Raw genomic sequence first — 20,721 nt, 5'->3', positions numbered from 1 at the left:
GGTACCTCGAGCACTCACTCCAGGGCCTGTAAAACAGCATCGCCCATTTCTGTCGTACCGATACTATTGTTATCTGTCGCGATATCCCGAGTGCGAAGTCCCTGTTTTAGTACGCGATCAACGGCTGCTTCGACGGCCTCCGCTTCGGCGGAGAGGCCCAGCGAGTGTCGGAACAGCATGGCCGTTGCCAGTAAGGTTGCCAGTGGATTGGCAAGGTTCCGTCCCGCAATGTCCGGAGCGGATCCGTGAATTGGTTCGTACAGTCCTGGACCGCTGCTTCCAATCGATGCTGAAGGCAGAAGTCCCAGTGATCCTGGCAACATTGACGCTTCATCTGTGAGGATGTCGCCGAACATGTTGCCAGTGACTACAACATCAAAATCATTCGGTCGGGAAATCAGATGCATTGCCATGGCATCCACCAGCACCACATCATATTTCAGGTCCGGGAACTCATCTTTGACAATACGTTCGGCCACCTGACGCCAAAGCCGGGATGTTTCCAGTACATTGGCCTTGTCCACAGACGTCAGTTTGCCTTGTCGTTCTCCTGCGGCGTGTGCCGCCAGTCGAACGATGCGTTCCACTTCTCCTGTGGAATAGACCATCTCGTTGTAGGCAGCTTCGCCACTTTCATGTGATCGGCGTCCGGAATCGCCAAAATAGATACCTCCGGTGAGTTCCCGGAAAAACAGTATGTCGGTCCCGGCAATCACTTCGCGTTTAAGGGGCGAGGAATCAAGTAGTTCGTCGAATGTACGGATCGGACGCAGGTTGGCAAACAGTCCCAGTTCCTGCCGAAGTCTTAGCAGACCGATTTCCGGCCGTGTTTTGGCAGTTGGGTCATCCCATTTCGGTCCACCGACGGCGCCGAGCAGAATGGCATCGGAGGATCGGCATGCATCAAGCGAAGATTGTGGCAGCGGGTCGCCAAACTCATCGATGGCGTTGCCACCGATCGAGTGTTCAGACATGACAAACTGATGTCCAAATGACTGCCCGATTGCATCCAGAATCCGGCGAGCCTGTGTAACGATTTCCGGCCCAATTCCGTCTCCGGGCAGGAGCACAATGTTTGCATCCATCAGCAGATCCTGAAACGAACTTTCAATTCAATCCGGTGAAACAGATTCACCGTAAGCAAATCTGACGAAATCGCACCATACTTATGATTTCGTGGAATCCGGAACTAAAGTCAAGCCGGTTTTTTCAGTGCACTCTGAGAAATTCCGGTGTTGTTCGATTCTTCTACAGTCGGGACTGTGCAGGGGGCGAAATGGACCTGCGATGAGAGTCAGACGCCGGCCGAGGTTCGTGATCTCCGCGACCCGAGTGATCCATTCCTGCAGCGAGGTTCCGGGCCGTTTGAATTCAGTGGACGTCTTCTGTTTCAGCATCTGTTATTCCGGGGGAGGTCAGATTGTGACTGGTGCCGCAACAGCATCACTGCCGGGAAATCTGGGGACGTGACACGCATTCAGATTTTCTTTTTTTTATGACGTCGGTCCCTCCGACAGTGCTCTTCCTTATCAACAGGTTCGGAGTCTGGATCGAAAACAGCAGAACGGGGTCGACTGTCCGCAGAAATTGCCAGTGAAATCCGGGCGGATTCAGGAAAATAAAGATCCATGGTCAGATTCCTCAGTTCGGCCAATGTCCTCCTTGTGGGGATCCTGGAACGGAGCTAAGCTGCCAACGCACAGGATGAGCCGTGTTTTTTGCGCTCGTTATCTGTGCTGTTGAAAATGAATCAACCGAATCAGACCTCTTCCAGACTGGCTAATTCTGAAAAGAGTTGACCCTACAGTTTGAACCCTGCAGGGAACCTGGACGTTCCGGCCGACTGTTATGCCGACCATGTTCGGATCACATGACCCGGGCGGTGGGTGCCCACCTTTTTTCTGACTTGGGTGTCAACCGGATTTCAGACTGTCAGTCTGGGGAGAGGTCTTTGGTTGTTCTGCATCATTTGACTCCCGCCGCCTGTGGAGTTCTGCGCGACCCTGTCAGCGATTCCGTCCCGGACTGCTCCGGCGCGTTTTCGCGTTAGTGTTCGTGTCCGATTTTACGGGAAGCGGGCGTTGCCGGCTAAATGAATTCATACGGGGCGGTAACGCGACCCCCACTCTGTTTTCGGAATTATCGTGTCGATTGTCGTTCAGAAATTTGGAGGCACCAGCGTAGCCAGTGCTGATCGCATTCGCAGGGCAGCTGAACGTGCCGTTTCTACCAAGCGCGCCGGTCATCAGGTGGTGATGGTAGTGAGTGCTCGCGGTCGCAAGACTGACGAGCTTGTGCAGCTGGCCGGAGAGATCACCGATACGCCCGGTCCTCGTGAGATGGATATGCTGCTGGCGACTGGTGAACAGGAATCGGCGGCTCTGATGGCCATGGCGATTCATGAACTTGGGGAAGCTGCGATCAGTCTGACAGGCGCTCAGATTGGAGTCCTCACAGATGAGTCACATACTCGCGCGCGAATTGTCCGAATCTCAACGGAACGCATCAAGAATGCCCTGAATGCTGGTCAAATTGTGATCGCTGCCGGATTCCAGGGGGTCGATTCAGAATTTAACATCACCACATTGGGGCGTGGCGGGAGCGATACCAGTGCGACTGCACTGGCTGCGGTATTGAATGCCGAACGTTGTGACATCTATACGGATGTGGAAGGAGTGTTTACAACGGACCCGCGTGTCGTTGCGGATGCCACGCTCATTCATCAGGTCTCCTGTGATGAAATGCTGGAACTCGCCAGTATGGGTGCCGGGGTCATGCACTCGCGCTCAATTGAGTTTGCGCGAAAATATGGTGTTCCGCTGCGAGTTGGTCCTTCGTATACCGACGGTCCCGGCACCATGATCACACCGGATCCGTCCGATTCCGATCGCGTGGTCACGGGTATTGCTTTTGTACGCAACGAAGCACGAGTTGGTCTTACCGGGTTACCGGACCGGCCGGGAGTGATGGACCAGATTTTTTCACGACTGTCTTCCGCCGGTATTCCTGTGGACATGGTCATTCAAAATGTAGGACAGGCTCGTTCGGCCAGTCTTTCTTTTACGGTGGCGGAAGTTGACCTGGCAGCGTCCGTTGCAGTAGCTCAGGAAGCTGTCAATGAGATTGGTGCCGGATCTGTATCACAATTCAATCAGCTGGCCAAAGTTTCGGTGGTCGGGCACGGGATGCAGACGCGTCACGGTGTCGCTGCCGAAATGTTTCGGATTCTGGCCGATAACGACATCAATATTGAGATGGTCACAACCAGTGAAATCAAAATTTCGGTGTTGATTGATCGAAAAGTTTGTGATGCGGCGGTCAACGCCGTTCATGCAGGTTTTGGACTGAATCAGAAGATTCCTGTGTCTTCGGCTGTGCATGCCGTTCATTTCGATTCAGGAAAACGAAGAGCTCCGCGCGATGAAGAAATCGTGGAAAATTTGAGCGGTATGGAAGACATCGTTGTCAGCGATGTCGTGACCGACACTCTTCAGGCCCGAGTTACAGTGAACGGACTGCCCGACGACCCCGGCACCGCCGCACGAGTGCTCCGGGCTGTGGCCGACGGAGGCGTTCTTGTCGACATGATTATTCAGAACGCCAGTGATGCCGGGAATGCGACTATTTCCATCACTGTTCCGGCGGCGGATGCGGAGAGGACGACTTCACTGTTGAAGGAGTCACTTCGTCAGAACAATACCGTGAAAATTTCGTGTGAACCTAAGGTCGGTAAGCTGTCTGTTGCCGGTATTGGACTCCGCAGCCATGCAGACGTTGCAGCCAGGGTCTTTCGAATTCTTGCGCAGGAGCACATTAATGTGCAGCTGGTGAATACCAGCGAAATCAAGGTGAGCATTCTGGTAACACCGGATGAGGCCCGGCGCGGAAGTGAAGCACTGCGTAAGGAATTTCAAATCACCGGCTGAGTCGGAGATGATTCCGCCGGATTCGTTCCGAGTGGTTGGCGCAGTCAAGCTTTGACGGCAACGCTCTGCTTTCGTGATCGATACGCGAAGTAACGTCCGATAATCTTCCTGAACACCAGGTAGCGCGTTGGCAAAAACTGCCGAATGGGAGGAATGCATGACGACGTCGATGAATGTTTTGTTACTGGTCAGAGATGAACATCGTTATGTGTTTCTGTACGACGATAACAGCGTTGAGGAAGTGTTGAGTCGACTGAGTGCTTCGGCAAGTGATCCGGAGCTGGAGTTCAGCTGGTGGGATGCTGCCATGTTGTCACAGCGTGTGCGCAAAATGGCCGAAGAAAGAGAGCTAAATACCGGTGATTCGTGGAACGCGGCATAACCGCACACTGTGCGATGCCGGCCAGGATCACTCGCAACGCCGTCTTCGAGCGTTTTGCGAATGTTGCTGAAGGCTTTGATTCAGGAACAGCTCGATATGCATGATGCCGTTAGTCGATTTCTTAATTATCTGCGGGTTGAACGCAATGCTTCGGGCCTGACGATCAAATCCTACGCAGATGATCTGGGCCACCTGATTGAATTCTACGAAGAGCAGTCCGGTAATATCCCCGAACCCCGGGAAGCAGATGTTACCCAATTGCGGAGCTATGCATCGTATCTCCACGAATGCGGTTATGCACGTACGACTATCGCAAGACGCCTGGCCTGTCTGCGCAGTTTTTTTAGTTTTTGTAAACGTGAGGGGTTGTGTGATTCCAATCCCGCTAAGCCGCTGCGGACACCGCGGGCCGGGGTCAGACTGCCGCATTTTTTAACGACGGATGAGGTGGGGCAATTACTGTCGGCTCCACCGGCGACACAAAAGGATGGATTGCGTGATCGAGCCATCCTGGAAACCATGTATTCCGCCGGACTGCGTGTCGCTGAAGTTGTCTCGCTGAATACGGAGAACTGGGATCGCAGTTCGGGTGTTATGAAAGTGCTCGGAAAAGGCCGAAAAGAACGAATCGCGCCGGTTGGCAGTTATGCGACTCGTGCCCTCGATCGCTGGGTAGAGGTGCGGGAGCCGGATCCGAATGGCAGCCCGGATCAGACGGCGGCCATCTTTTTGAACCGATTCGGGCGACGCCTGACAACGCGCAGTATCGGGCGAATGCTCGACAAGTACATCACCATCGCCGGACTTTCTGCTCAGACATCGCCTCATACACTGCGTCACAGTTTTGCGACACACCTCCTGGATGGCGGCGCAGATTTGAGAAGCGTTCAGGAACTTCTGGGGCATAAGAGTCTGACGACGACTCAAATCTATACGCACGTGAGTACGCGACGGCTGCGCGAAACATATGAGCTTGCCCACCCCCACGCATCCGGTCGAGCGGGATAGCAATCACACTTGTTCGGGGTGCATTTGAAAGTGTCCGCCCCTTCTCGTCGGTGGTTGCAGAACGTCCTCGCAACTTGTTTCGGGGTACTGGTCGTGGCCTGACTGACGGTTGTAGGACCATTACTTGGCCATCTTTATCGCGTTGAGGCATTGTGACGTTGACCAGCCTCATGCCGACGCAACCACAGCATCAGTGATCCTAGGGCGCCCCCATGCCTGAGGTGCGAAACGATTCGCATCAGGGACACCGTCGCTCGACGCCCCGATGACCTCGCGGCGTCTTATGCGGGAACGGGGTTTATCCCAACATTGCAGTGTTGTTGCGTGACAGGCGTTAAACGTGTCTTCTGTGCAGCGATGGTATTGTCAAAATGACAATGAAATTGTTGGTCACGAACAGCTGATTGCAAAAGTTTCGTAGCTGAATCTGTGGTATCGGTAAAGCCTACCCGTGTTTTTATGATCGGTGGTGTATTATAAGTATAGTGTTGACAGTAGTTTATGGTTTTAGTCGGTCATTGTTTTTCGAAAGTATCATTTTTGGCACACCACTCGCTTGTACGGATCATTGTGATGACAACTTCAGTGGAGGCGTTTAACGTCGACACAATGATTTTCAACTCAGGAGGACCGTATCATGCTCGTACTGACACGCAAATCGGCACAGACCATCCGGATTGGTGATGATGTTGTTGTCAAAGTGATTAAGACCAGCACCGGCACAGTAAAACTCGGTATCGATGCGCCGAGTGAGGTGCGTGTGATTCGAGGTGAGCTTCTGGAGACGAGGATTCCGGAGGCTGCAGGAGCCGGCACAAATGATCCCGGAATCTATGGCGGCGTTCAGTCAGACCAGTTTCCGCACGTTGCCTAAAAGCTTATTCCCACGGTCTGCCCATCAACATTCATAACGACAAAATCAGTTCTCAGGAGGAATGGACATGACGACCCGAAAACACATCCTCAACTCAATACCCGTTAAGGTAATCGCCGTAATCGCCGTGATCGTTGGACCGGCGCTGGCTCAGCATGACGACTGTGGTTATGAATCTCCAAAGGAGCTTTGGCAGGATGAGTACGGTGACAGCCTGTACCACCATGATTACCTGCGGGCCCGTGAATATTTCGATTCCGAACATCGGTTTCCGGTGCGACACGAACCGGATTTCGTTCGCGACCGTGATCAAACAGGCGACTGGTGGTTAGATAAGACTGACCGGTTTCGTTTCCATCCAGCTACATTTGAGCGGTCTCGCAGTGACGGTCGGCTGAATCGGCGGGTTCCGGAAGACATGTTTCGGATACAACAGGGCCGCCGGGACGACAATGTATTCGGCGAAAGGCGTTTTCGGATTCCATTTCGCGACTACCTTCATCCTGAAGATCACCCGCGTGATTTTGATTCTCCCTTTGACCGTCTTCAGAGCGATGTCACCCCGAGTTTCAGTGGCAGCCATCGTTTTGATTTGAGTCGGCGAACACGGAGATCGGATCAAGATGCCCCACTGACACCTCCGTTGCCAGGTCGCGAGGGGGGTGATGCGGCAGACGCTCTGTCGAAACGGATAACGATTCGATATCAAAATCCATCAACGGTGCGAATGATTCGAACCTTGTCTTCTTCTCAGGCGCTGCGACTGTTCAGAGAGGTGTCTGTCCAGACGGACACTCGACACCTTGAACCCAGTTCATATGACCTCCGTGTGCGACGTGCTTTGCGCAACCTTGCTTTGGTTCTGGAAAACCCCGATGCGACTCAGGCGATGCAGATTTCACCACAGTCCTTTCGGGTTGATGGATTTCGCGATGCTCTTTCACGCATCTGGGACGGAATGAACGTACGAAATCGAAACGATGCCGAACAGGTTATGCAGAACGTGATACAGCAGGCCCGTCAGGTTCAGGGAATAACGCCAGGAATGGTGGCTTTGGAATTCACAAACGCCACGGTTGACACTCTTGACAAATTTTCTGCGCTTGAATTTTCTGAGCCCGATCAGGGGCCCAGTGCTGCACTGGAAACGGAAATGGTGGGCATTGGTGTGGAAGTCAAGCCGGACAACAGGGGACTGCTTGTGATAAGAGCATTGCGAGGTGGACCCGCGGCCGAAGCCGGCCTGAAGTCAGGAGACGTGATTACAGCCATTAATCGTCGTTCAATCAATGGGTTACCGATGGCGAAGTCAGTTGATCTGATCAAAGGTCCGTCAGGCAGTCAGGTTCGGCTTCGACTTAATGATTCCGGCGGCAGCAGTCGGTCTGTTACGCTGACCCGGCGACGTTTTCGAGTCTGGACTGTGAACGATGCCCGACTTATCCCCGGATCGGATGTTGGTTACCTGAATCTTAGCCAGTTTGCTCAAACTTCAACGCAGGAAGTCGACCAGGCTCTGCAGCAGCTGCACAGCAGGGGCATGAAGGCACTGGTTCTCGACCTGCGTGGAAACCCGGGTGGTCTGCTGACGACATGTGTTGACATCACGAATCGATTTCTGCCATGTGGAACCATTGTGTCCACCAAAGGTCGGTTGAGTGCTGACAATATGCATGAGTTTGCCACATTCAATCGTACCTGGGACATGCCGCTGGTGGTGCTCATTGATGGTCACAGTGCAAGTGCCAGTGAGATTTTCGCCGCGGCAATTCAGGACAATAAGCGAGGTGTCGTGGTTGGAGAAAATTCATACGGAAAAGGAACAGTTCAGACACACTTTCCTCTTCAGGCCATTAACGGCAATCTCAGACTTACTACCGCCAGGTTTTATGCGCCGAGTGGTCGGGCTATGTCCGGAAGCGGTGTGGTACCTGATGTTCGTATTGCTGATGGAGACGGAGTCGGCAATGGTGATCAGGCAATGGATGAAGCCGTTCGGATTGCCCAAAGTCGCCGATTGAAGGAAATGGCTGAAGCGTCCGGAAAATGTGGAACCAAGAAGGCTCCTCACCGAAACTCGTTCAAAAGTGAAATGTTTGACGCGATTCAGCCGAAAACGGTTTTGCGATGATCTGAAGTCTGTTTTTTGTGGATGGAGTGGGACCACGATGGTTCCGCCTTCCTTCTATCCCGTTACTGAAAGAGGAGTGTTGTTGATGATTACTGAATGGATGCGGACGAAAAAAGCCGGCTGACCTTTGTTACAGAGGTCAGCCGGCTTTTCTTTTTGGCATCATGGTTCCAGGCACGATATCAGCGAGATGCAACCACCGCTCGGTGTTGGTGAAGACGGACCTGACAGATTTATTTCCGGAATCCAAAAAATGTCATGAATTGGCCGGGAACCGTGTGGCTGCGCAGTCTGGGCGGCTGTCATTGACATTACTGGCGAAGTTTGCGGCCGCAATCTCTGCGTGGATCGCCTGGGTTAAAGCATTTCCATCTGCCGGGACGTGCCGCAGGTTCGTGGAGCTTTGGCAGAAATTGACCGGCTCTTACGGGGTGGGTAGAGTCGCTTTGAGCAATGGCTGTTCGTGGTTGTTTTGATTTCCATGCCGGAGTACCGGCAGATGTGTTTTTCTTTGACTTTGATTGCATGGTTGTTCGTCGCAGCCGGTACCGCCGGTGCCGGTGAGCCGAGACCGTTTTTAGCTGACACCGTATCTGTGCACCGTCACGTTCACAGAGTTTGGTGGACTGTGTCAGAGCCGGTGCGTCCCTGGGAATTTGTTGTGATTCATCATTCTGCCACTATGCGAGGAAGTGTTGAGTCGATTCATCGTGACCATCGAAGTCGAAGGGATCGCAACGGTCAGCCATGGTTGGGAATTGGTTACCATTTTGTGATTGGTAACGGCAGTGGAATGCCGGACGGTCATATTTCGCCGACATTTCGGTGGAAGCAGCAGCTGCATGGTGCTCATTCAGGTAGTCTGCTTCACAATGGTCATGGCATCGGAATCTGTTTGATTGGAAACTTCGAGGAACATCCACCGACGGCTGCTCAGCGTGCGTCCGTCGTTTCACTCCTTCGAAGACTGACGCGTCAGTACAGAATCCCGAAAGAAAAAGTGATCGGACACCGACACATTCGTGCCACGGCCTGTCCTGGTCGATTGTTTCCGTTGAAAGAGATCGTAAAAGAAGCGATGTCGGGCAACGTGGCTTTCATTCCAACCCGTTAGAGAATATCGATAACTCGATTCAGCAGTTTCGGGATGACGTGCTGCAGTGTCACGAAACTGATCGACATCTTTGAGGGAATTTTTACTATGTTCAATCGTGTCCGTGGTCCCGAGTCGTTTCCCGACGGAGTCAGTCCCCGTGATTCCGGTGCTGAATTGCCTCTGGAATTACGTGAACTGCTGGAAGAACAACCGGTCAGTTCCGCAGCGGCGGCTGAAGCCGCAGAAAGTGACTGGCCTGTCTCGATCTATGTACCGGCGCATTACGAAGAGAACTATGCTTATCCGCTGGTCGTCTGGTTTCATGATTCAGGGTGTCATGAAGGTCAGGTCGAACCCGTCATCGGAGCGATCAGTCGGCAAAACTACTGCGGACTGGGCATTCAGGGAAATCTGGCGCTGAATGACGGAGTCAGCTTTGGATGGAATACGGAGTTGCTGGAGTACGGGACAATACCTCTGCGTGATTTGCTGGGTGTTACGATCCGGCGTTTGCGGCAGGCATTCCATATTCATAGTGAACGTATATTTCTCGCGGGATCCGGTGCCGGGGCCGATGTCGCTCTGAATCAGCTGTCACTGATGCCGGACTGGTACGCCGGTGCCGTCCTGTTTAGTCCTGATTGTCAACAGTCCGTTGTCGAGGGGCTGGCTGCATGTAGCATGAGCAACAAGTCTCTGTTGTGGACTGTTTCGCGAACGGCATCGAGTGAGCATCTGGCTCACAACGTGGAGGCTGTTCAATTGATACGGTTGGCCGGGGCAGAGCCGGATGTTCGTGTGACAGACTCCGTCCTCGATCCGGAAAGCAGTGACGTTCGGTTTGTCGATCACTGGTTGCTTTCGAAACTGGCGACTGAGTCGTACGTTTGAACGGATTTCCTGCAGCTCTGCGCCGGGGAGTTTTTACGCACTCTTTGTGTGCCGAAGTCTGTATTCGATATCTGCTGCGGGGCTACCGGAAAACGAACACAGTCCGGTGATCGTTCTAGAACTGAAACGAGGTGACGAGACCCGCACAATCGCCAAACTGACGTGAAAGACGTCGAGCTTCCCTGGCGGACCGCAGCAGGGCAAAACAACCGGATCCGCTTCCTGTCATCAGTGCGTTTCCCGCGTGAGTCAACAGCCACTGAAGCGTCCTGCGGATATCATGGTTCAGCGTTACTGCAGTCGGCTGCAGCCGATTGAAGCATTGGGGAGCGACTGAGCGGCTGTCTCCGGTACCGAGTAAATTCACCAGGCCTGCCGCTGAGTGAAAGTCCTGCGAGACTTCAACTGATCGAAACACCTCGGCGGTTGAGTTGCCTGACTCCGGTACGATGAGAAGTCCATTTTGTCGTGTGGTCAGTCGAATTGGACTAATTCGTTCCCCGCGTCCCCGACAGACTGCACCGCGACAGCCACTGAGAAGGAAATTGACGTCGCTTCCCAGACTGGCAGCAATGCCGTGCAGGACTGACAACGGCAGATCAAGATTCCAGAGACGGTTCAAAACTCGCAGTGTTGTCGCTGCGTTACCGGAGCCTCCTGCCAGACCTGCCTGGCAGGGGATTCGCTTGTGGACACGGATGGACACTCCCCGAGAAATTCCGGTGTGCTTTCGCAGAGCTTCAGCTGCTCTTACGATCAGATTTGTATGATCAAGCGGAAACCCGGGGCCGCCGGAACGCGCGGGGGATGAATCGGTTTCACCGAGATTTCGTGTGCCGACGAGTGACATTTTGATGCATTCGTCGTTCCGACCTTCAAAACTCAGTGTATCGTACAGATCGGTGCGAACCATCACCGTTTCAAGATCGTGGAAGCCATCGGCACGGCGGCCGGTGATTTCCAGGAAAAGGTTGATTTTGGCGGGGGAACAGACCTGATACGATTTACTCTGCCGTCTTTTTTCGGGTGTCAATCGAGTCTTCCAGTGTGGCGTTGTCGCAGCGGTTTGTACCGACGGCTGAAATCAATCCGGATGTGGGGCTCGATCAGTTGAATCGTTCGGATGACTGATTACGCTCCGGTATCATACGGTTAAATTTAGTTCAGCCATCATCCATTTGGTACCTCAACGACAGAGACAATGACAAATCCCGTTCTTATCAATGGCCAGTGGGCCTCATCCTCAGCGTCACAGCAGTTTCGTGCTGTGAATCCTTCCATTCGTGAAGAGATTGATCGCGATTTTCCTGTGAGTCCGTGGTCGGAGATCGATCAGGTCCTGACAGCGGCGGCAGAGACCTCGCGGTTGATGCGCAACTGGACGGGTAGTCGCTTTGCGGACTTTCTGGAGGCTTATGCGGCGGAGATCGAAGCTCGGGCCGATGAGCTTGTCGCTGCGGCTCACGAAGAAACCGCACTGCCTGTTTCTCCCCGCCTGGCGGATGTTGAGTTGCCCAGAACGACCAATCAACTGCGACTGGCCGCTGCTGCAGCTCGCCACGAGTCTTGGCGTGAGGCGACGATTGATACCTCCAGCGGAATTCGTTCCATGCGGGGCCCCATTGGACCGGTTGTTGTTTTTGGACCCAATAATTTTCCTTTTGCGTTTAACGGTATTGCCGGAGGTGACTTTGCGGCTGCGATTGCCGCCGGAAACCCTGTCATCGCCAAGGGACATTCTTCTCATCCCGAAACAACACGAATATTCGCAGTGGCTGTACATGCCGCAATTCAATCTGCCGACATGCCACCCGGACTGGTGCAGCTGATTTACAGAACAAGTCATGAGGACGGATATCGTCTGGTGTCCGACCCGCGAATTGCGGCCTGCGGATATACCGGTGCCCGTGAAACTGGATTGAAATTGAAAGCTGCTGCAGACGCTGCGGGCAAGCCTATTTATCTGGAACTGTCCAGTATCAACCCTGTATTCATTCTGGATGGGGTTCTGAATCAACGACTTGATGAGATGGCGGACGAATTCGCAGGAAGCTGTCTGATGGGGGCCGGACAGTTCTGTACGAACCCCGGATTGGTCGTGATCAGCAACAACGACTCCGGGAAAAAGTTCGCGGGTGCCGTAGCCGAACGGTTCAAGGCAGCCACTCCGGGTACGATGCTCAGTGAGGGAGTCTGTCGCGCTTTTGGAGAGAGTGTTGAGGTTCTCAGAAACGCCGGCGCGAAACTTCTGGCCGGGGGACAGATCGGTGGCGGACCAGGAGTCTGTTATGCCAATACACTGATGACGGTTTCCGGAACCAGGTTTCTCGAACAGCCGGAGACATTTCAGACGGAGGCGTTCGGGAACGGGTCGCTGTTTGTACTTGCCGATTCTGTCGAGCAAATGGAGGAAATTGCGGAAAACCTGGAAGGTAATCTCACCGGTTGTATCTGCTCTGCGACTGACGGCAGTGACGATACGGTGTACGATCGGATTGAGCCCGCATTGAGGACACGGGTCGGCCGTCTCATCAACGACAAGATGCCTACGGGGGTGGCGGTTTCTCCGTCAATGAATCATGGCGGGCCATTTCCGGCCACCGGACATCCAGGTTTCACAGCAGTGGGCATTCCTGCATCCGTCCCCAGGTTCTCTGCGCTGTACTGCTACGACAACGTGCGACCGAATCGGCTGCCGGGACTTCTTCAGGACGCCAGCCCGGGTGCGAATATCTGGAGAAATATCAACGGACAATGGTCCACCGGCGACGTTGGCTGAGAAGTCGTCGTCAAAAGATCACGTGGAGATTATTGAATCTTTCGAAGCACTGCGGTGGCGTGAAGTCGAATGCCGGGAGATGCGTGTACCGATTCCAGCTGCTGAATCGCACCCCGCAATTCCGACCTGTCGGATTCAGCAATTCGATTCCAGAGTTTACATACGGCTGTCAGGCAATTGACCAGAGCTGTTGACTGATCGAATAGGCGGGCCGCTTCCGCATCCTGCTGTTCCGCGGCCGGCAGATCATTTAATGCTATCGGTTCAACTTCATTGAATTCCCCCTGCAGCACGCGGAGGATTGTGGGAACCCCGGCGATGTCGGCATTGCGTGATAAGGCAATTGCGGCATTCACCTGTGTCGATTTGTCACTGTCCAGCAACAGCACCCGAAGATGTTCCAACGCCTCAGGACCACTGACCAGCCCTAATACAAATGCAGCCAGGTGACGAATCGACGCATCGTTGTCCTGAGCTGCACTGTTCAGTTGCGAAAGGATTTCCTGGTTCTGAATAGTGGGACTTGGAAGCGGTAATCCCACGTCTGATTTCAGCGGGCTCAGATCCGGTGTAGCTGCGGGAACCGGCAGGTCAGATGTACCTGTTTGTTTTCCGAAATGCCTTCCGGCAATCAGGGCCAGTGACATCAGGGCGCTTTTTCGAACAGCGACGTCGCAACGGGAATCCATTGCTTTGGCAAGAGTCGGCAGCACAAAGTCTTCTGACTCCAGAGACCCCATTGTTCGAGCAAGGAAAACCTGATGATTCAGTCGTCCAGGGTCATCAGTCACAGAGGAGTCCAGTGAGTCATTCAACAAATCCGTAAGTCCCTCAGCGATATCACGTCGGGCTGTGATGCGATCGGGGTCAGTCTGGTCGACACGGCGTCCATTCTGCAGCAGAACGTAAAGATTGTGAGCCGCCCGCCAGCGCCGGTGTTCGTTGTTGTTTCCGAGTTCAACAACCAGTCGTTCAAGGTCTACTTCCGAACCGGCAAGTTGACCAAACAATCCCCAAACCGCAATGACTGCTGCAACAATGAATGCCGGAATCAGAAATAACTGAACGATGAAACCCGCTGAAGGAGGTGTGACCGGTGGAAGTTCCTGAGGCACATCAGTGGAGAAAGGTTCAGGCGTCCGAGGTTCGTCTGGTTCGCTGGACATAGGTCATGACACATAAAATGTAAGCATCAAAGAAAAACAACGCGGACAGTTTCGCTGCATCTATTTAATGATGATCTGGCTCACAGTACCGCCTGTTGGGATCATTGGCAGTACGTGTTCCTGATAAATGCAGATCACGTCCAGTAAATAGGGACCGTCATGATTCAGCATTTCTGCAAGTGCTTCAGGATACTCCTGTTTGCTGCGAACTCGTCGGGATTTAACCTGATACGCTTCAGCGATTTGTACGAAATCGGGATAGGTGTGTGTCGGCATGCTGCCGTCTCCTTCTCCCAGAGCTTCAGGGTGATCAACCGGGCCCAGATACGTATGAGCACGGCGACCGTCCATAAAACGATCTTCCCACTGCGTCACCATCCCAAGGTGCTGATTATTGAGCAGCAGGATCTTCACCGGCAGATTTTCGCAGTGCAGGGTTGCCAGTTCCTGGATGTTCATTTGAAACGAACCGTCACCGTCGATGTCAATCACCAGTGAATCGGGAAAAGCGGCCTGAACTCCCATAGCAGCAGGCAGGCCGAAGCCCATCGTGCCGAGCCCCGAACTGCTCAGGAATCGTCGTGGTTTATTGAATTTGTAGTATTGCGCAGTCCACATTTGGTGCTGTCCCACCCCGACCGCGATGTAAGGATTCTTATCACGGGTTTGATTGTAGAGTTCCTCAATGGCGTACTGCTGCTGAATCTCGTTGCCCGAATCACCGTAGCTCAGTGGATACTTTTTCTTCCAGCCTGATATTTTCGCGTGCCAGTCGCTCAGTTCCGGGATGTCGTCATCGGTCAGAGTCTGGTTCAGTGCAGACAGTGCTTCCTTCAGATCAGCCACAATCGGAATATGAGCCTCTTTGTTTTTATGCAGTTCTGACGGATCAATATCGATGTGGACGATTTTACCGTGCTTTGCGAACTCTTCGAATTTCCCGGTGACACGATCATCAAATCGAACACCGAATGCCAGCAGCAGGTCGGATTCTTCTACGGCGAAATTAGAGTAAACAGTTCCGTGCATGCCCAACATGTGCAGTGACTGCTCGTGATCACCGGGAAAAGCACCCAGCCCCATTACCGTCATTGCCACCGGGATTCCGGTCCGCAGTGCCAATTCACGGAATTCATCAGTGGCATCGCCGAGAATGCAGCCGCCACCGACATAGAACACAGGTTTTTTTGAACGTTTGATCGCTGCGATGACCTGAGCCACCTGTTCCGGTAGCGCTTTGCGAACTTCAGGTCGGTATCCGGGAAGCTTGAACGGAGGGTCGAAATCCACCTCTTCTTTAGGCAGTTCAGCCTGCTGAATATCCTTGGGGAAGTCGATGAGTACGGGGCCGGGACGGCCCGTTGTGGCGACATAGAAGGCTTCCTTGCCGATTCGAGCGACATCACGAATGTCGGTGATCATATAGGAATGCTTTGTAATCCCGCGACAGACTTCCACCATTGGCGTTTCCTGGAACGCATCCTTTCCAATGAATTTCTGAGGAACCTGGCCGGTGATTGCAATCAGAGGAACGCTGTCCAGTTTCGCGTCAGCGATTCCGGTGACCAGATTTGTGGCACCCGGACCGCTGGTTGCCATGCAGACACCCGCACGGCCGGTCGATCTCGCGATCCCCTGTGCAGCAAAACTACCACCCTGTTCATGACGAGGAAGGATGGTGCGAATTTGATCGCGATATTTTCTCAATGCCTGATGCAAAGGCATGCTGGCACCGCCCGGATATGCAAAGCAAAACTCAGCTTTTTGCCGGATCAGCATTTCGATCATAATCTCGGCGCCGCTGATCATTTCAGTGGATTTCTGAACCGTTGACACAGGAGTATCCTTCACGATGACGTTGTTAGCCTAATCCGGTTGCTTCCGGTTGCCTGTTAATTGTAACTTAGTCCGGTCTACACGACTGTTTTTGCTCTATTTTTTGATTCTACGACGCTAAGTCGGTCGGTTCGACCCCGGATTTGTCCGGATTTGTCCGGATTCACATGTCGATACGGAGAAGTCCGGATTCCAGTCACACCGTAATTCTTCTGCCGAATATGAGGGTCAGGGTTCCGGTATCACCGGGCAAAGTACTGTTTGGCGGGGCTTTTATCCTCCGAGCCACGACGGGAAGGCGTCCGCAGCCGGCAGCCGCACGATCTCGACGCCGGTCACTTCAGCATGTTGCTCGATTTCACTGAGGGCCTGTTGAGACGGTTCACTGTCCAGATTCAGGACTGCCACAGAGTCTCCGCCAGCGTCACTGTTCTGACGCCCCAGTGTCATATTGGCAATATTGACATTGTGTCGACCTAGGATTGTACCGATGAAACCGATTAGTCCAGGCATATCGCGATGACGATAGATCAGCAGAGTGCCGTCCAGAAAAGCCTCAAGCGGATAGCGTCCCAGACGGACCAGACGCTGAAATCGGTTGCCGAATATTGTACCGGATGCTGAGAATTCCTTTTGATCAGTCTTCAGTTTTACACTGATCAACGAAGCAAAATTATCACTGTCACCACTGGCTGATTCCGTGATACTAATCCCGCGTTCCCTGGCAGCGGACGATGCGTTGACCAGATTGACACAGGCATCCAAAGCACCTTCCAGTAATCCGGTCGTGAAAATACTTTTTAACAGTCGCGTGTTTTTATCGCCTGCTTCTCCGCGGAAATCAATATCGGCCGACTGCAGCGCCTGTCCGCGAATCATTTGGGATGACAGCAGTCCCAAGCGATAACTCAGCCCCATGTAGTGCCGCAGATCCTCCATTTCCGCAGCGGATACAGGAGCCATGTTGATCGCATATCGGATCTCATTGCGAATCAGGAATCCGGCCATGATCTCTGCTGCCTCCACGGCGACCATCTCCTGAGCTTCGTCCGTTGACGCTCCCAGATGAGGCGTCGACAGTACCTGGGGAAGTTCGATCAGACGTCGGTCTGCCGGAGGCTCTTGGGTGAAGACATCGATGGCCGCTCCCGCGATGTGTCCCGATTCAATGGCATCGGCGAGATCGGGTTCATCAATGATTCCTCCGCGGGCGCAGTTGATAATTCGGGCCCCTTTTGGCATTGCAGCGAGGCGTTGTGCGTCAATGATGCCCCGGGTTTCATCGGTGAGTGGCGTGTGGACTGTCAGGTAGTCCGCGACTCGGACGATCTCGTCAACATCCCGATGCAGTTCGATGCCATGTTCACGAGCGCGTTCTTCGGACAGAAAAGGATCGTATCCCACTACCTGCATCTCAAGGGCTCGCGCCCGTTGTGCCACGCAAATTCCAATGCGTCCAAGACCAATGACTGCAAGTGTTTTACCGGACACCTGTGTTCCCTGAAACATTTTTCTGTCCCACTTGCCGGCTCGCATACTGGCCGCAGCCGGACCAATGTTACGAGACAGTGCCAGCATCATTGCTACCGTGTGTTCTGCGGTGCTGGTCGTGTTGCCGGTGGGTGTATTCATCACCAGAATTCCGGCCCTGGTCGCAGCTTCCAGATCGATGTTGTCGACTCCCACGCCGGCACGGACGATTACTTTCAGGGATTGCTGGCCTTCGAGGATGTCTCGTCCCAGCCTGGACTTGCTGCGGACAACAATGCCGTCCACGTTTTGCAAAGCCTGTTTGAGCTGTTCCGGTGTCAAATTCGGTTTCACAACCGTCTCGATACCGTCCGAACTGTTGAGAATATTCATTCCGGTCTCATGGAGACCGTCAGTGATCAGTACAGATTTCACGAATTTCGCCTTTACGACGAGGCTGAGAGTGGTTTGCGGATAAACCGACCAGCATACACGAGTTCCGGTATACGGTCGTGGTGACCTGGTGCAGATCTCAGATTTCAGATCTGTAATGTCAATTTTTAGATCGCATCAGTCCTCAGGGCGACTGGTCCCGTCCCCGCACATCCTGACAATCTTAGGATCAAATCGGGCTATCGGTTCTACCAGATCCGACTGTTCAGCCATCACCTGTTCGATGTTCTTATAGACTCCAGGGACCTCGTCGGGACCCGCAGAAAGGACGTGAATGCCTCGTTTCTTTAGAGTGTTGCGTACTGTCGGATATGAAAATCGGCTGCGAGCTGCCCGGCGGGACATGATTCGGCCGGCTCCATGGGCCGCCGAATTCAAACTGGAAGTATTTCCGAGACCGCGGACAACGTATGCCGGATCGGCCATTGATCCTGGGATCACCCCGAGTACGCCCTGCCCCGCAGGTGTGGCCCCTTTTCGATGTACGATGGTCTCTCTGCCGCGGTGAGTTTCCTTCCACGCAAAATTGTGATGATTTTCCACGGCCAAAATGACCTCACCCCCAAGCAGTTGGACGACAAGACGATGAATCACATCGTGTCCGGCAGACGCGTAATCACCCATCAGGCTCATGGCCGCCCAGTATTCCTGCCCTTCATGGCTGTCCATGTCCAGCCACGCGAGATGACCCAAATGTTCCCACTTATGCGGCATCTGCCGACGGGCTATGGCTGAATAGGTGGAGCACACTGAGGCCCCGGTACCTCGGCTTCCACTGTGACTCAGTAATCCGGTGTATAGCCCTGGTTCCAGGTTCAGTTCCTGTGATCGCTCTGTTACTGTCACAATACCGAACTCTACGAAATGGTTGCCCGATCCGGATGTTCCCAGTTGACGCCTCGCTTTGTCTCTGTTCCGGCGTGTGATATCACTGACGTTCCAGTTGGCGTCTAAAACCGGGTGTTCCTGCGGTTTTTTATGTTCCCCTCCAATACCAAACACGGTTCCCTGTTCCAGGGCTCTCCGATAATGCACAAACCTGTTGTCAATACTCTCTGACGGTGTGTCCAGTACAGACAGTTTCATTCGACAGGCAATGTCAACACCGACTGCGTAGGGGACAACCGCGTTGTCCAGAGCCAGAACTCCGCCGATCGGCAGACCATAACCGACGTGAGCGTCAGGCATGACAGCGGCGGCCACAGCGCCGGGGATTTTACAGGCGGCGTTCATTTGCTGAAGTGTGGCATCGTCGATCATACTTCCCCAGCGTTCACAGGAAATCGGCGGTTGTGCAGCAGCCGGACGATGGTCCTGAAGCGACTTTGCCAGGGCATCCAGAACCGGGTCGGCAGTGAACAAACACGGGTTCTGAACCACCTGGGACAGTCGGGCCTTGATCTCAGAACGCGACAGTTTTTTTTGCGAAATCAGTTGCTGAACGGCAATGACAGCGATCCGGAGGCTGTATCCGGGGATCCCCAGTTTTTGCAGCTGTCGAGTGTTCATGTCAGTGGATCTGACGGCGGTGCTTTTCGGTGCGCAGCATCTTCCTCTCGCATACGTACATAGCTGTCGTAACGTATCTGAGCGATGAGTCCGTCGGCCGCAGCATCCTTCACGCCACACTGCTGTTCGTGGATATGACTGCAGTCCGGAAATCGGCAATACGGGATGAATGAGCGAAATTCAGCGAAGAATCCGTCAATTTCTTCAAGGCCGAGATCCCAAAGCGTGAATTGTCGAATCCCAGGAGTGTCGGCAACCCAGCCACCTGACTCTAGTGGCAGCAGATGAGTTCGACGGGTCGTATGTCGACCTTTTTGGCTCCAGTTACTGATGTCTGATGTCTCCAGGTTCAGACTGTGGTCGACGGTATTCAGCAGAGACGACTTGCCGACTCCACTTTGTCCACTCACTGCTGTTTCACGGTGGGACAAAAGTGTTCTCAATTCATCGATCCCATGACCGTTGACGGCACTTGTCAGTACGATGCGATATCCCAGTCGGCTGTAAAGTGAAGTCACTGACTGCAATACGTTGATGTCCACCAGATCGACTTTGTTGATACAGACGACAGCCGGGATTTCATTCACCTCAGCGTTGACGAGATAGCGGTCAATCAGGTTCGTTTTGAGTTCCGGACTCGCGGCCGAGGCGACGATCAGTATCTGGTCGATATTGGCGACCAACACGTGTTCCTTTCCCTGACTATGTCGCGCCAGTGTTCCGTGCCGCGGCTCAACCTGTTCAATCACTCCCTGGTACACGTCGCCTTCCGGCCGAAATCTCACTCGGTCACCGGTGACAACGGCGTTTCGACTTTCCCGGGCCATGGTCCGCAGGACACCGCGCAAAGTACATTCAAACTTTCGACCATCGCTGTCTGACTGCACGATACAGTTGAGCCCCGTGAAGCTCAGCACCCGACCATTGAGACAACCATTGACGTCTGTTACGCAGAATGACTCGTCATTTTCAGCATCAGTGATGATTGTCCGACGCCGTGACAAATGGCCCTTGCCACTCAGACGCTCCGTGTTTTCAGCGTCAGCAGCGGAGTCCGCATCAGTGAGCATATCCTGAGTGAGGTTCTGACGGCGGGGACGCGTTTGCTTATTGCGCCTGATATCCACACGGACTTTGCGTCGGCCGGATCTTCTGCGTTTGGAATCTCCGGATCGCTTTTTTGCCATTATCGGACTACCG

The 20,721-nt window shown here is 53.5% G+C and carries 15 protein-coding genes; 8 read left to right on the top strand and 7 right to left on the bottom strand.

Going from position 1 to position 20,721, the window contains the following annotated elements:
* Window positions 1–14: 14 nt before the first annotated feature.
* The gene (leuB, locus tag MK110_17000) at window positions 15–1,085 is read right to left on the bottom strand and encodes a 3-isopropylmalate dehydrogenase (protein ID MCH2213004.1); all 1,071 of its coding nucleotides are present in this window, start codon (window positions 1,083–1,085) and stop codon (window positions 15–17) included.
* A 1,059-nt stretch (window positions 1,086–2,144) separates the two neighbouring features.
* Here leuB and MK110_16995 point away from each other — a divergent pair.
* From MK110_16995 to MK110_16965, 7 genes are all read left to right on the top strand, one after another.
* Entirely contained in the window at window positions 2,145–3,926 is a 1,782-nt protein-coding gene (locus tag MK110_16995) for an aspartate kinase (GenBank protein ID MCH2213003.1), read from the top strand.
* Between the two features lie 157 nt (window positions 3,927–4,083).
* Entirely contained in the window at window positions 4,084–4,308 is a 225-nt protein-coding gene (locus MK110_16990) for a hypothetical protein (GenBank protein ID MCH2213002.1), read from the top strand.
* A 60-nt stretch (window positions 4,309–4,368) separates the two neighbouring features.
* Complete coding sequence (xerC, locus tag MK110_16985; protein ID MCH2213001.1) at window positions 4,369–5,316, top strand: tyrosine recombinase XerC; 948 nt, start codon at window positions 4,369–4,371, stop codon at window positions 5,314–5,316.
* A gap of 637 nt (window positions 5,317–5,953) precedes the next feature.
* On the top strand, window positions 5,954–6,190 hold the full coding sequence (locus MK110_16980; GenBank protein MCH2213000.1) for a carbon storage regulator: 237 nt from the start codon (window positions 5,954–5,956) through the stop codon (window positions 6,188–6,190).
* Window positions 6,191–6,257: 67 nt separating this feature from the next.
* Window positions 6,258–8,321, top strand: coding sequence for a S41 family peptidase (locus MK110_16975; GenBank protein MCH2212999.1), 2,064 nt, complete (start codon window positions 6,258–6,260; stop codon window positions 8,319–8,321).
* A gap of 661 nt (window positions 8,322–8,982) precedes the next feature.
* Window positions 8,983–9,435 (top strand): N-acetylmuramoyl-L-alanine amidase, encoded by a 453-nt coding sequence (locus MK110_16970; GenBank protein MCH2212998.1) that lies wholly within the window; start codon window positions 8,983–8,985, stop codon window positions 9,433–9,435.
* Window positions 9,436–9,468: 33 nt separating this feature from the next.
* Window positions 9,469–10,308 (top strand): hypothetical protein, encoded by an 840-nt coding sequence (locus MK110_16965; GenBank protein ID MCH2212997.1) that lies wholly within the window; start codon window positions 9,469–9,471, stop codon window positions 10,306–10,308.
* Between the two features lie 115 nt (window positions 10,309–10,423).
* On the opposite strand, the gene ispE is transcribed toward MK110_16965, so the two are convergent.
* On the bottom strand, window positions 10,424–11,341 hold the full coding sequence (gene ispE, locus MK110_16960; GenBank protein MCH2212996.1) for a 4-(cytidine 5'-diphospho)-2-C-methyl-D-erythritol kinase: 918 nt from the start codon (window positions 11,339–11,341) through the stop codon (window positions 10,424–10,426).
* Between the two features lie 168 nt (window positions 11,342–11,509).
* Between ispE and MK110_16955 the strand changes: the two genes are divergently transcribed.
* Entirely contained in the window at window positions 11,510–13,087 is a 1,578-nt protein-coding gene (locus tag MK110_16955) for an aldehyde dehydrogenase (NADP(+)) (protein MCH2212995.1), read from the top strand.
* Between the two features lie 29 nt (window positions 13,088–13,116).
* On the opposite strand, the gene MK110_16950 is transcribed toward MK110_16955, so the two are convergent.
* From MK110_16950 to rsgA, 5 genes are all read right to left on the bottom strand, one after another.
* Window positions 13,117–14,253: a hypothetical protein gene (locus MK110_16950; protein MCH2212994.1), complete on the bottom strand. Its 1,137-nt coding sequence runs from the start codon at window positions 14,251–14,253 to the stop codon at window positions 13,117–13,119.
* A gap of 60 nt (window positions 14,254–14,313) precedes the next feature.
* Entirely contained in the window at window positions 14,314–16,089 is a 1,776-nt protein-coding gene (gene ilvB, locus MK110_16945) for a biosynthetic-type acetolactate synthase large subunit (protein ID MCH2212993.1), read from the bottom strand.
* A 273-nt stretch (window positions 16,090–16,362) separates the two neighbouring features.
* Window positions 16,363–17,952, bottom strand: coding sequence for a phosphoglycerate dehydrogenase (gene serA / locus MK110_16940; GenBank protein MCH2212992.1), 1,590 nt, complete (start codon window positions 17,950–17,952; stop codon window positions 16,363–16,365).
* 177 nt (window positions 17,953–18,129) lie between these two features.
* Complete coding sequence (locus MK110_16935; protein MCH2212991.1) at window positions 18,130–19,521, bottom strand: RtcB family protein; 1,392 nt, start codon at window positions 19,519–19,521, stop codon at window positions 18,130–18,132.
* A complete protein-coding gene (gene rsgA / locus MK110_16930; GenBank protein ID MCH2212990.1) occupies window positions 19,518–20,708 on the bottom strand; it encodes a ribosome small subunit-dependent GTPase A in 1,191 nt (396 codons plus the stop codon). Before rsgA ends, MK110_16935 begins: the two co-directional genes overlap by 4 nt.
* Window positions 20,709–20,721 lie beyond the last annotated feature (13 nt).

Origin of the sequence: Fuerstiella sp. (assembly GCA_022447225.1) — a bacterium.
Taxonomy (GTDB): Bacteria; Planctomycetota; Planctomycetia; order Planctomycetales; family Planctomycetaceae; genus S139-18.
Note: the sequence above shows the minus strand (reverse complement) of the source record. Positions and strands in the feature narration are given on the sequence as shown.